Origin of the sequence: Chitinophaga sp. S165 (genome assembly GCF_003182155.1) — a bacterium.
Taxonomy (GTDB): domain Bacteria; phylum Bacteroidota; class Bacteroidia; order Chitinophagales; family Chitinophagaceae; genus Chitinophaga.
Window position 1 is genome coordinate 466,386 of sequence record NZ_QGTG01000003.1, and the last position, 12,757, is coordinate 479,142.

Sequence of the window (12,757 nt, forward strand, 5' to 3'; positions counted from 1 at the left end):
GAAGCATTGTTCAATCATTTCTATTACGTGTAGTCAAAAAATATAGTCGTACACCAAAACTTCTAAAACCAATCCATCATGCATACAACTTCAGATGCCGCCGTTTCGGCTGTTCCTGCCAATGTACAGGACTTTTTACCATTGAATGGTACAGATTACGTTGAGTTTTACGTGGGAAATGCCAAACAGGCCGCCCATTTTTATAAGACGGCCTTTGGTTTCCAGTCGCTGGCTTATGCTGGTCCGGAAACAGGAGTGAAGGACCGCGCATCCTATGTGCTGGTGCAGAATAAGCTGCGGTTTGTACTTACTACCCCGCTGAATCCTGATAATGAGATCGCGCGTCATATTACGGAGCACGGAGATGGTGTGAAAGTGCTGGCGTTGTGGGTGGATGATGCCCGTTCTGCTTTCGAAGAAACAGTTAAAAGAGGGGCAAAGCCTTACCTGGAGCCGGTAACAGAAGAAGACGAGTTTGGTACTATCGTGCGCAGCGGTATTCACATTTATGGCGATACCGTACACCTGTTCATTGAACGTAAGAACTATAACGGCCCGTTCCTGCCAGGATATAAAGAATGGAAAACCAGCTATAATCCTACGGAAACAGGTTTATTGTATGTAGACCATTGCGTGGGTAATGTGGGTTGGAATGAGATGAATACCTGGGTGGATTTTTATGAGAAAGTAATGGGCTTCCGTAACCTGCTTTCTTTTGATGATAAGGACATTTCTACAGAATATTCCGCGTTGATGAGCAAGGTAATGAGCAATGGCAATGGCCGTGTGAAATTCCCGATCAATGAGCCTGCGGAGGGTAAGAAGAAATCCCAGATAGAAGAGTACCTGGATTTCTATCGTGGTCCAGGGGTACAGCACGTGGCTATCGCAACCAACAATATCATTGAGACGGTAACAGCGTTACAGAACAGGGGCATTGAGTTCCTGAAGGTTCCGGATTCCTATTATGCGACTCTCCTGGACAGGGTAGGACATATTGATGAAGACCTGCTGCCGTTGAAACAATTAGGCATCCTGGTGGACCGTGACGACGAGGGCTATCTGTTACAGATATTTACCAAGCCGTTAGAGGACCGTCCGACTGTTTTCTTTGAGATCATCCAGCGTAAAGGGGCTAAATCCTTCGGGAAAGGCAATTTTAAGGCGTTATTTGAGTCTATCGAGAGAGAGCAGGCATTGAGAGGCAACCTGTAATTAAGGCCTGTTTTTTGGATATCAGGAATCAGGGATCAGTAATTCCTGCTGTCAGCCCTTTTTGGGGGGTGAGCACACCTTCCGGAGGCGTGTTTTGAGCAGCAGAAAATCACCGATCTCCGGTTCCTGATTTTTTTTGACCCTTTCATGGTATTGGAAATGTTCCGGAATTTAAAATAATTTGCATAAGAGATCGTTTTCTTATGAGAGTACAAACTTTGTTAGGGGTACTGTTTACGCTAGGTGGGATTTTTCAGAGTATAACAGCGGTATTGATCTACCAGGGCCAGCGCCACTATATTTTGCGCTTTGCCAACCGGAAGGTAGGAGCAGTGATATACGCTATTATTGCATTGGTACTTTTCTTTCTGGCATACTGGACCTTTAACGCGCAACCGCCACGAAATGCTCCCGTAAGGTAGATTTATAGTATCGTGAATTTGTAAAATTGTGTTAAAATATCTATGAAGCAGGTCGTTTTAGCAGTTTTAATCCTGCTGGGAATTGGCAAGGTGCAGGCCCAGCAGCAATCATTCCTGGATAACCAGAAAATGTTCCCGAAGGTAGGATATGCATACAGGGACAAGGAAGAGCAGTTAAAGGAGGAATTTAAGAAGAAGGGACTAACTTATCCGGCCAAATATATCTTTCTGAGATCATTTAAGCTGGACAGTGAACTGGAGATCTGGGTAAAGAATAGTATTTCAGATACTTTTCAGTTATTCAAATCATACCGGGTATGTACCCTGTCAGGAAAAATGGGCCCTAAACGGAAGGAAGGGGACAGGCAGGTACCGGAAGGATTCTACTACATCAACGATTTCAATCCAAACAGCAACTATCATTTATCATTGGGGATCAACTATCCCAACTTCGCAGATAAGATCCTGAGCGACCCTAAAAAACCGGGTGGCGAGATCTATATACACGGAAGTTGCCTGACAATAGGCTGCATTCCTTTAACGGATGATTTTATTGAGGAAGTCTATATCCTGGCGGTAAACGCCAAGAACCTGGGACAGGATTTCATCCCGGTGCATGTATTTCCTGTTAAGTTCGGAAATGTCCGTTCCATGGACTATCTGAACAATTTTGCGATGAGGGAGAAGGAAAAGGATAAAGACAGCACTGCCACGGCTGAGAAACTGTGGGCTGACCTGAAAGGGGCATACGATTATTTCGAGGCCCATCATAAGTTACCGGTTATTCTGGTGGACGAAAAAGGGAAGTATATCATGTAGAACTCTCAACGAAAATGGATAGAAAGGGCGTTTCATTTCAGATGGAACGCCCTTTCACTTTTTTACGGTTTTGGCATTTTAACCTTCCGTTAGATTATTTTTTTATGAAAAGTCAATTTTTTTTCGAAACTTAGGCGAAAGGTCAAATCAATTTACTATTATGAATAGAAGAGAAGCCATCCGGAACGTTGCCCTTTTGCTGGGTACCGCCATTTCCGCGTCCACGTTGTCAGCCCTGGAAGGCTGTAACCCGAAAGGCCCTGATAATTATGCCTTACAGGCGCCTGAGACCAAGAAGATCCTTGCAGAGATAGCTGAAACAATTATTCCTGAAACGTCTACACCGGGCGCAAAAGCTGCCAAGGTAGATGAATTCATCGCAATGATGCTGAATGATTGTTATAAACCGGAGGACCAGAAAAATGTGCTTGATGGTTTGAAGAAGGTTGATGAGGCGAGTGAAAAGCAATTCAAAAAATCTTTCGTTGACCTGTCTGACGAACAAAAGAACACGGTGCTGACAGCCATTGATAAAGAGCGTGTTGACTACAATAAAAGGGAGAATAAGAAGGAAGGAGAACCTACCCATTATTTCCAGATCCTGAAAGAACTGACCCTGACCGGTTATTTCACTTCAGAACCGGGTGCTACGAAAGCGCTGCGTTATGTACCGGTGCCTGGTAAGTACGAAGGTTGTATCCCTTATAAAAAAGGAGACAAGGCCTGGGCCGTATAAGTTTTTAAGCAAGAGAAGAACAAGAGTGTCAACAAAAAACCAAGAATTCCATGAATCTGAATATGAAAGCTCAGGAGCAGAACACGTATGATGCAATCGTAGTTGGCTCGGGCGTAAGCGGAGGCTGGGCAGCTAAAGAGCTCACCGAAAGAGGTCTTAAAGTATTAATGCTGGACAGGGGGAAAAAATTAGAGCACGTTAAGGATTACGAAACCGCAACAAAAGATCCGTGGGAATTTCAACATCGTGGCCGTCTTACTGTTGATCAGCGTGAAACGCATCCTAAATTAAGCCGCGATTATCCATACAGCGAGCATAACGAGAAATACTGGATCAATGACTCTCAGAGTCCATATAATGAGGTAAAACGTTTTGACTGGTACCGTCCTGATATCGTGGGTGGTAAATCTATTATGTGGGGCCGTCAGTCTTACCGTTGGAGCGATATTGATTTTGAAGCGAACCTGAAAGATGGTATTGCTGTCGACTGGCCTATCCGTTATAAAGACCTGGCTCCCTGGTATGACTACGTTGAGAAATTTGCCGGTATCAGTGGTCAGGCGGAAGGCTTGCCACAGCTGCCTGATGGTCAGTTCATGCCAGCTATGGAAATGAACTGTGTAGAGAAAGACGTAAAAGGAAAGGTTGAAAAGGCATTCCAGGGCCGTAAGATCACCATGGGGCGTGTAGCTAACATTACACAGCCATTACCGGGCCGTACCCAATGTCAGTTCCGTAACCTGTGTAGCAGAGGGTGTCCGTTCGGCGCTTATTTCAGCACACAGTCATCCACATTGCCGGCTGCAGTAGCTACCGGTAATCTGACACTGAGACCGGACAGTATAGTAAACTCCGTGATCTACGACGAGAAACTGGGTAAAGCTACCGGCGTGCGTGTGATAGACAAGCATAGTAAGCAAATGACCGAGTATTATGCGAAGATCATCTTCGTGAACGGTTCTACGCTGGGTACCACCTTTGTATTGATGAACTCTATTTCCACCCGTTTCCCGAACGGTTTGGGTAATGATAGCGGAGTATTAGGCAAGTACCTGATGGACCACCATTTCCGTACGGGCGCTTCCGGCCGTGCTGAAGGTTTTGACGATAAGTATTTCTTCGGCCGCCGTGCGAACGGGATCTACATTCCCCGTTACCGTAACATTGGAAGTGACAAGCGTGATTATCTCCGTGGTTTCGGTTACCAGGGTGGCGCCAGCCGTAGCAGCTGGGCACGTGGTATCGCTGAAATGGGTGTAGGTAAAGACTTTAAAGATCAGTTGTCTGAACCAGGCAATTGGAGCATGGGCCTCGGTGGTTTCGGCGAGTGTTTGCCATATGAAGACAACAAGGTAACACTTGACAATTCCATCAAGGACGAGTGGGGCCAGCCAGTGTTGAAATTCGATGCAGAGTTCAAGGAGAACGAAATGAAGATGCGTAAGGACATGATGAACGATGCAGCGGAAATGCTGGAAGCAGCAGGTCTGAAAGATATCAAGACCTATGACAATGGTTCCTATCCAGGTATGGCGATCCATGAAATGGGGACTGCCCGTATGGGACGTGATCCTAAGACTTCCATCCTGAATGGCTGGAATCAGATGCATGCTGTAAAGAACGTATTTGTTACAGATGGTGCGTCCATGACATCTGCAGCTTGTGTGAACCCTTCACTGACCTATATGGCAATGACTGCCAGGGCAGTGGATTATGCTGTAAAAGAACTGAAGAAAGGTAATATTTAATAGAGATCAGGAACCGGGAGTTACGATCAGCGGATAAACATGTTTTGTCCTCATCGTAATTACCGGTTCCTGATTAATTTAAGGCTATGCAACTCAACATTAGAGCAGAGAAAGAAAATACCTATGATGCTATTGTGGTAGGCTCGGGGATCAGTGGCGGATGGGCAGCGAAGGAGCTGTGCGAAAAAGGTCTGAAGACACTGGTACTTGAACGCGGCCATAATGTAGAGCATATAAAGGATTACACGACAGCGATGAAAGCGCCGTGGGAGTTTCCTCACCGGCTTAACCACACTTTAGAACAGAAGGAGAATTATCCTATACAGAGTCAGTGTTATGCTTTTGATGAAGCGACACAACAGTTCTGGGTAAACGACAAAGAGAATCCATACAATCAGATAAAGCCTTTCAACTGGCTCCGCGGTTATCATGTAGGCGGACGTTCCCTTATGTGGGGCCGTCAGGTGTACCGCTGGAGTGATCTCGATTTTGGCGCCAATGCCAAAGATGGTTTCGGTGTTGACTGGCCTATCCGATACAAAGATATTGAGTCCTGGTACGATTACGTGGAAACGTATATCGGTATCAGCGGACAGGCGGAAGGACTGCCACAGCTGCCGGATGGTAAATTCCTGAAGGCGATGGAAATGAATTGCCTGGAGAAGCATGTTGCCGGGCGGATCAAAGAACAGTTCAACGACCGTATCATGACGATCGGCCGTGTGGCCCATGTTACTGAAAAACATAACGACAGAGGGCCCTGCCAGTTCCGTAATCTGTGTGCACGCGGATGTCCTTTTACGGGTTATTTCAGTAGCAATGGGGTAACATTACCAGCTGCTGCAAAAACCGGTAATATGACCCTGCGGCCTGATTCTATAGTGCTGGAAGTGATCTATGATGACAAGAAAGGAAAAGCTACCGGCGTAAAGATCCTGGACTCAACTACCATGCAGACTATTGAGTACTATGCGAACATTATATTCCTGAACGCTTCTACAATAGGCACTGCATCTATCCTGTTGAATTCTGTTTCCAATCGTTTCCCTAACGGCTTTGGTAACGACAGTGAGCAGGTAGGGCATAACCTGATGGACCACCACTTTGGTGTTGGCGCGGGAGGTGAATATGATGGTTTCCAGGACCAGTATTACAGCAGCGGGCGCAGGCCAAACGGTATTTACATTCCGCGTTTCCGTAACGTGAATGCAGCTACCAAACGTGCTGATTATGTTCGTGGTTTTGGCTATCAGGGTGGTGCCGACCGTAACCGTGGTACTTCTTTCGACGGTATAGGCGCGGCGTTCAAGGATTCTATGAGCGAAGCCGGTACATGGTCGTTCGGTATTGGCTCATGGGGAGAGCATTTGCCTTACTATGAAAACAAGGTGACTTTAAATAAAGATAAAAAAGATAAATACGGCTTGCCTACACTGGACATCGACTGTTCTTTCAAAGAGAATGAACTGGCGATGAGGAAGGATATGGCTGCCAGTGCAAAGGAAATGCTGGAAGCGGCAGGTCTGAAGAATGTAAATACGTACGATGAAATGCCGCCTCCCGGACACTGTATCCATGAAATGGGTACTGCCCGCATGGGACGTGATCCGAAAACTTCAGTGCTGAATAGCTGGAATCAGGTGCATGCTGCGAAGAACGTATTTATTACGGACGGTGCGTGTATGGCGTCTTCAGCTTGTCAGAACCCATCTATCACTTATATGGCGCTGACGGCAAGGGCGGTTGATCATGCGGTGAAAGAGCTGAAGAAAGGTAATCTGTAGTTTGTTGAGGTTTATAACGAGCCTGCTGGTGTGATGACCGGCAGGCTTTTTTGCATACTATTTTCCCTCATCCCCCCACAATCTTCCCCATCCTTTCCTTATCCCCGCTACATTTCATAACTTACTTGCTCACTTAAGTTTACAGGCTCAATGAGAAAGATTGTTGTAATGAGCGCATTAGCGCTGTGCGCGTTTACCACTGCGGTAACCGCCCAGTCTAAGCACTCTTTCGCCCTCGCCAAAAAGGACTTCCTGCTCGATGGCAAACCTTACCAGATCATCAGCGGGGAAATGCATCCTGCGCGTATCCCTAAAGAATACTGGAAACACCGCATTCAAATGGCGAAGGCTATGGGTTGTAATACCATTGCGGCTTACGTGTTCTGGAACTACCACGAACAGGAAGAGGGTAAGTTTGACTTCACATCAGAGAACAGGAACATTGTCGAATTCGTGAAGCTGGTACAGGCAGAAGGGATGTGGGTAATGCTACGCCCCGGACCTTACGTATGTGCTGAATGGGAGTTCGGTGGTTTGCCGCCTTACCTGTTGAGAATTCCGGACATCAAAGTACGTTGTATGGACCCGCGGTATATGGCGGCGACGGAAAGATATATCAAGGCGTTGGCTGAACAGGTGAAGGGCCTGCAGGTAACCAATGGCGGTCCTATCCTGATGGTGCAGGTGGAGAATGAATATGGCAGCTTCGGCAATGATAAACAGTATCTGTACAAACTGAAAGAATTATGGGAACAGAACGGTATCAATGTACCATTCTATACGGCCGATGGTCCTGTTTCGGCATTGCTGGAAGCAGGTTCAGTACCGGGTGCTGCGATCGGACTTGATTCCGGTAGCTCAGAAGGCGACTTTGCGGCTGCTAACAAACAGAATCCGGATGTGCCTTCATTCAGCAGTGAGTCCTATCCCGGCTGGCTGACACACTGGGGTGAGAAATGGGCCAGACCTGATAAGGCAGGCATTGTGAAGGAGGTAAAGTTCCTGATGGATACTAAACGCTCCTTCAATCTATACGTGATCCACGGAGGAACCAATTTTGGCTTCACTGCGGGCGCTAATTCCGGCGGTAAGGGGTATGAGCCGGATCTGACCTCTTACGACTATGATGCGCCTATAAATGAGCAAGGCGGGGTTACTGAGAAGTACCTTGCATTGCGTGAGGCTATCCAGTCATACAGTAAGAAGAAACTGCCTGCTATTCCGGCAGCTATTCCAACCATCACTATTCCTGAGATATCCCTGAAACCATACACCAGCATTTGGGAGAACCTGCCCGCTGCAGTGAAATCTGTCCAGCCCAAAACATTTGAGGCTTATGGACAGGATTACGGATTCATGGTCTATAAAACAACACTTATCGGTCATAAGAGCGGTAAACTGGATATTGTCGAATTGCATGATTATGCTACCGTGTTCCTGAACGGAAAATATGTAGGTAAGATCGATCGCCGTTTGGGTGAACATAGCATTGAACTGCCGAAGTCTGACGTGAAAGATCCTGTACTGGAAATACTGGTGGAAGGTATGGGCCGCATCAATTTCGCACAGGCGCTGATAGACCGGAAGGGTATCACTGATCGTGTAACGTTGAACGGTATGACGCTGATGAACTGGGAAGTGTTTGGTCTGCCTGTGAAGAGCGAGTTCGTACAGCAGTTACAACCTGCAAAGCCGGCCGAAGTAAAACCGGGTGAGTTCTTTAAAGGTACATTTACACTTGCAAATACAGGAGATACTTACCTGGATATGACCAACTTTAAAAAAGGTATGGTTTGGGTAAACGGACATAACCTTGGACGTTACTGGGAGATCGGTCCGCAGAAGAGATTGTATTGCCCTGCGCCGTGGTTGCAGAAAGGAGAGAATGAGATCATAGTATTTGATCAGCATCAGCTGGAAGCTGCTACGGTAAAAGGAGAGAAGACATTAGAATAGTCAGATAAAAAAGGGAAGCTATGACCAGCTTCCCTTTTTGTTTATCATTTTTGTTGTCTGAATTAGCATTGTTTCATCTTTTTTCAGCAGATCAGATTACAGTTCAAAAGCTATAAATCCGTTTGTCCTTTTGATGTTCCAACGCTCATTACTCATTGAAAATAAATGAATGATTGAGTAGTGACCAGAAAATTATTTTTTTGTTTTCAAACAAAAAATATTTAGTTTCATATCCGTCACTCGAAGGAACTATTCGCAACTATTTTATGACCCATCCTTCGCCTAATTGAACACCCAAATCGCTAAAGAAGAATGAGCACAACACAATACTACGCCCAGAAGAAAACTTTGTAATCCAGCTTGATATTGTACCAAAGGACACTTTCCCTTTTGTTTAAAAAGCGGTTATCCTAATGTCCGGAACGGATTTATGTTCCAATAATTATTGGCAATAAATATTGTCGGGGTCATGGCATCATTAAGATTCTTGACGGTCCTGATGCTGGTATGTTATGCCGGCATCAGCGGCGCGCAAAGCCTGCACATTGAAGGTATTATTATTAATAAAGAGCAATCTGGAATAAGCGATGCTACTGTAGCATTGTTTAAACAGACAGATACATCATTGGTGAAGATCACGCTGAGCGATTCATCAGGACGCTTTTCTTTTTCCGTGTCCGATGGCATGCCTTACTTACTACGTATAAGCCATATTCAATATAAGGATACTACTGTTCATGTTGATCCTGTCAAACAAGGATCAGCGATGATGAAGATATGGGTTACCAAAAACGCAGCAACAGGTTTGCAGGAAGTAGTTGTTTCTTCCAGGAAAGCATTGATAGAACGAAAGATCGACAGGCTTGTTTTTAATGTTGAGAATAGTGTAAGCGCAATCGGTGCGGATGTGTTGGAAGTATTGAGGAAGACGCCTGGTGTGCGCGTGACAAACAGTGATATCTCCCTTATAGGAAAGAGCACAGTGAATGTGATGATCAATGAACGATTACAGCAACTGTCTGGTGAAGACCTTCTGAATCTGCTGAGGGCCATGTCGGCCGCCGATATTTCAAAAATAGAAGTGATCACAACGCCGCCGGCCAAATATGATGCTGAAGGGAATGCTGGCCTGATCAATATTGTAACAAAGAAAAATACAGGTAATTATACGAATGGAAGTATAAGGGCATCGTATGAACAACATACTTATAACATCTTTTCTGCGGGTGGAAGCCTTAATTACAGGAAGAAGAACGTTAATATTTTTGGCACGGTCAATATGGCGAAAGGAGCTACCGGACCAGACGAATCACTGCGTAGCGAATTTAGTGACGGCATATGGGAGAGGGCGACGGACAGAAAAGATTACAGGAAGTTTCTGCAGACTTCAGCAGGTATGGATTACAATATAAACAAACGGATGATCGTAGGCGTGTTATATACCGGAGGGATCAGCAGGCCGGATATAAGGGAGTATATACACGTGGACATCCTGGCCCCTGGCGCCCATGTGCTGGATTCTATGTTGGAGACGAATGCTATGTCAGTTAATAAGCGGAACAATCAAAGTATCAATACTAACTATCTATGGACGATCGATTCGACAGGTAAAAAGCTTAATCTTGATCTCAATTATTATACTTACAACAGTACGAGGAACAGGCAGTTCAGGACGACAGGGTTTACTAACGAAGGACAGCTTAAATATGAGAATGATCAGCGCACAATCGCGGACCAGGATATAAAGATATTCTCGGCCACGTTGAACATTGATCTGCCTGTAGCAGGAATTAATTTTTCTGCGGGAGGAAAGATAAACAGTATCAGGAACAATAGCAGCAGCGGATTAGAGAATTATTATGAGGGTAGTTATCACCTTGATTCATCCCGCTATAATCATTTTATTTATAATGAAAGCACACAGGCATTATATGTTAATGCAAACTATTCCTGGCATAAGTGGACCGCGCAAATAGGGCTGCGTGGAGAGTATACACAAACGAAGGGGGAGTCTGTCGTACTGAACATGGTGAATGAAAACAATTATTTCAGGTTGTTCCCTACCGTTTATCTGCACCATAAAATAGATAGTGATAATGAGCTGGGCGTCAATTACAGCAGAAGGATCAACAGGCCGGGATATCTGGCGATGGACCCATTCAGGTGGTATTCCACGCCATATTCTTACAGCGAAGGGAATCCTTTTCTAAAGCCGTCTTTTGCGGATAATATAGAAGTGAATTATTTACTGGGCGGCAAGTTTAACTTCTCAGCGTACTGTAATCTTGTTAACGGTCAGTTGGGACAAGCCTCTTTTCTTGATTCGGTAAATAATTTGCAGTTTTATAAAAGAGATAACCTGGGAAAGCTTTACACGTACGGCATTTCTTGCTCTTTTAATCTGAGCATAACAAAATGGTGGGAAACAAATCTGCAGGCAAATGCTTTCCTGGCAAAGTTCTCATCCTCTTATTACGGCGGAGGGGCCTTGAGTTATGAGCAACCATCATTTTACATTGTTACAAACAATAATTTCCTGTTGAACAAGCAAAGGACCTTGCTGGCGGACCTGAACTTCGAGTATCAATATAGTTCGCAGGACAATTTCTATACCATCCGGCCATTACATGTATTGTCATGCGGCTTTAAATCCTTACTCCTGAGAAAGACACTCGTACTGGGGCTGAGCTGCACAGATATACTGGCTTCAGCAAGGGTGAGAGCAGATAATAAATTCAATTACATCAATACAGATAATTATTACGATGAGAGAGGGTTCAGGATCACGTGTCAGTATAAATTCGGTAATTCCAATATAAAGAATCGCAGAGAGCGGAAATCAGGTGTTGAAGATGAAATAAACAGGTTGTAAATATTACGGTAAGATCTTGTTTCATCATTGTACAAGCTGGTTTCGTGTGCCTGTAATAAGCACGACACTAATGCTTCCATAGTGTTAGCTGGGAGCCTATTGCCTAATATTTAGCGCTTTTTATGAATCCTAAAATTAAGTTGCCTAAAAGCCTTCAATTTGACAAGGAAGTCATTGGTAAGTTGCAGGAGAAGCAAATGGAGCACATCCTTGGCGGTATCAATGCCGCTATCGGTGCTGATCTCTCCAGAAGTTGTTCCTGCATACACCACAGTTGTGTTCAGGAACCCCCGCCGCCGCCTGCAACAGCACGATGAGTAAGATGCTCACCAGAATGTGATATGAATCGCTATGTTTCCATAGCATAAGGACCGGAGTTTATTTTTTTACCTTTTAGATCTTTTTTTATGAACCCAAAAATTAAGTTAACCAGAAGTCTCCAGCTGGACAAAGAAGTAATCAGCAAACTACAGGAGAAACAAATGGAAAATATTACAGGAGGTATTAAATCTGCCGAAGATGTTGATTTCCCTTCACGTAACTGTTCCTGCATACATCACAGCTGCTATCCTGAAACAGAAAGATTCGGCGTAGCAAGATAATATGCTGTTCAAAAGACCTTGATATCAAGTCCGCTAATGCTTCCATAGCGTATGTTGGAAGTTTCAATTTTCATTTTTTAATTTTTTTTTATGAATCCCAAGATCAAATTAACCAAGAGTCTCCAGTTAGACAAAGAAGTAATCAGCAAACTGCAGGAAAAACAAATGGAAAACATCATCGGTGGTGTTAAAGCCGTAGGTGCTGTTGATTCTTCTTCAGGATCAAGCTGCTCATGCCGTGATAATTCATGTAACCCTAAGGACCCTGAGTTCCCAGTTGAATCGTAATCCCGGTTATCGTCGCTAAAGCTTCCCTAGCGTATGTTGGAAGCACTGTACCCACGTTTCAAATTAAATCGTATGAACCCGAAAATTAAATTAGGCAAAAGCCTGCAGCTCGACAAAGAAGTGATCAGCAAACTCCAGGAAAAACAAATGGAGAATATCATTGGCGGTGTTAAAACCTCAAAAGATGTTGATTCTTCTTCAGGATCTCAATGTTCCTGCCGTGACAACTCATGCGGTACCAGTGATCCTGTTACTACGCGATAAGCATTGATTCGATAAGTTTAAGGGGCCGGAAATTGTCAGATTCGCGGTATT

General features: G+C 44.7%; 11 protein-coding genes. All 11 read left to right on the top strand.

Going from position 1 to position 12,757, the window contains the following annotated elements:
- Window positions 1-78: 78 nt before the first annotated feature.
- Window positions 79-1,215 carry a 4-hydroxyphenylpyruvate dioxygenase gene (hppD, locus tag C7475_RS16375; RefSeq protein WP_110054459.1) on the top strand — a complete coding sequence of 379 codons (1,137 nt, stop codon included), beginning with the start codon at window positions 79-81 and terminating at the stop codon, window positions 1,213-1,215.
- 464 nt (window positions 1,216-1,679) lie between these two features.
- Complete coding sequence (locus C7475_RS16380) at window positions 1,680-2,456, top strand: murein L,D-transpeptidase family protein (protein WP_110054460.1); 777 nt, start codon at window positions 1,680-1,682, stop codon at window positions 2,454-2,456.
- Window positions 2,457-2,616: 160 nt separating this feature from the next.
- Complete coding sequence (locus tag C7475_RS16385) at window positions 2,617-3,192, top strand: gluconate 2-dehydrogenase subunit 3 family protein (RefSeq protein ID WP_110054461.1); 576 nt, start codon at window positions 2,617-2,619, stop codon at window positions 3,190-3,192.
- A gap of 50 nt (window positions 3,193-3,242) precedes the next feature.
- A complete protein-coding gene (locus C7475_RS16390) occupies window positions 3,243-4,940 on the top strand; it encodes a GMC oxidoreductase (protein ID WP_110054462.1) in 1,698 nt (565 codons plus the stop codon).
- 86 nt (window positions 4,941-5,026) lie between these two features.
- Entirely contained in the window at window positions 5,027-6,724 is a 1,698-nt protein-coding gene (locus C7475_RS16395) for a GMC oxidoreductase (RefSeq protein ID WP_110054463.1), read from the top strand.
- 150 nt (window positions 6,725-6,874) lie between these two features.
- A complete protein-coding gene (locus tag C7475_RS16400; RefSeq protein ID WP_110054464.1) occupies window positions 6,875-8,680 on the top strand; it encodes a beta-galactosidase family protein in 1,806 nt (601 codons plus the stop codon).
- A 469-nt stretch (window positions 8,681-9,149) separates the two neighbouring features.
- Window positions 9,150-11,552, top strand: a complete 2,403-nt coding sequence (locus C7475_RS16405) for an outer membrane beta-barrel protein (protein ID WP_110054465.1) — start codon at window positions 9,150-9,152, stop codon at window positions 11,550-11,552.
- A 122-nt stretch (window positions 11,553-11,674) separates the two neighbouring features.
- Entirely contained in the window at window positions 11,675-11,869 is a 195-nt protein-coding gene (locus C7475_RS32785) for a class I lanthipeptide (protein WP_146217568.1), read from the top strand.
- Between the two features lie 90 nt (window positions 11,870-11,959).
- Window positions 11,960-12,154, top strand: a complete 195-nt coding sequence (locus tag C7475_RS16410; protein WP_110054466.1) for a class I lanthipeptide — start codon at window positions 11,960-11,962, stop codon at window positions 12,152-12,154.
- 90 nt (window positions 12,155-12,244) lie between these two features.
- Window positions 12,245-12,442 (top strand): class I lanthipeptide, encoded by a 198-nt coding sequence (locus C7475_RS16415; RefSeq protein WP_110054467.1) that lies wholly within the window; start codon window positions 12,245-12,247, stop codon window positions 12,440-12,442.
- Between the two features lie 72 nt (window positions 12,443-12,514).
- Complete coding sequence (locus C7475_RS16420; protein ID WP_146217569.1) at window positions 12,515-12,706, top strand: class I lanthipeptide; 192 nt, start codon at window positions 12,515-12,517, stop codon at window positions 12,704-12,706.
- The last annotated feature ends 51 nt before the right edge of the window (window positions 12,707-12,757 follow it).

Excerpts from the sequence above, each read along its gene's own strand:
- hppD (WP_110054459.1), top strand. The coding sequence starts at position 79 with ATGCATACAACTTCAGATGCCGCCGTTTCGGCTGTTCCTGCCAATGTA.
- C7475_RS16380 (WP_110054460.1), top strand. The coding sequence starts at position 1,680 with ATGAAGCAGGTCGTTTTAGCAGTTTTAATCCTGCTGGGAATTGGCAAG.
- C7475_RS16385 (WP_110054461.1), top strand. The coding sequence starts at position 2,617 with ATGAATAGAAGAGAAGCCATCCGGAACGTTGCCCTTTTGCTGGGTACC.
- C7475_RS16390 (WP_110054462.1), top strand. The coding sequence starts at position 3,243 with ATGAATCTGAATATGAAAGCTCAGGAGCAGAACACGTATGATGCAATC.
- C7475_RS16395 (WP_110054463.1), top strand. The coding sequence starts at position 5,027 with ATGCAACTCAACATTAGAGCAGAGAAAGAAAATACCTATGATGCTATT.
- C7475_RS16400 (WP_110054464.1), top strand. The coding sequence starts at position 6,875 with ATGAGAAAGATTGTTGTAATGAGCGCATTAGCGCTGTGCGCGTTTACC.
- C7475_RS16405 (WP_110054465.1), top strand. The coding sequence starts at position 9,150 with ATGGCATCATTAAGATTCTTGACGGTCCTGATGCTGGTATGTTATGCC.
- C7475_RS32785 (WP_146217568.1), top strand. The coding sequence starts at position 11,675 with ATGAATCCTAAAATTAAGTTGCCTAAAAGCCTTCAATTTGACAAGGAA.
- C7475_RS16410 (WP_110054466.1), top strand. The coding sequence starts at position 11,960 with ATGAACCCAAAAATTAAGTTAACCAGAAGTCTCCAGCTGGACAAAGAA.
- C7475_RS16415 (WP_110054467.1), top strand. The coding sequence starts at position 12,245 with ATGAATCCCAAGATCAAATTAACCAAGAGTCTCCAGTTAGACAAAGAA.
- C7475_RS16420 (WP_146217569.1), top strand. The coding sequence starts at position 12,515 with ATGAACCCGAAAATTAAATTAGGCAAAAGCCTGCAGCTCGACAAAGAA.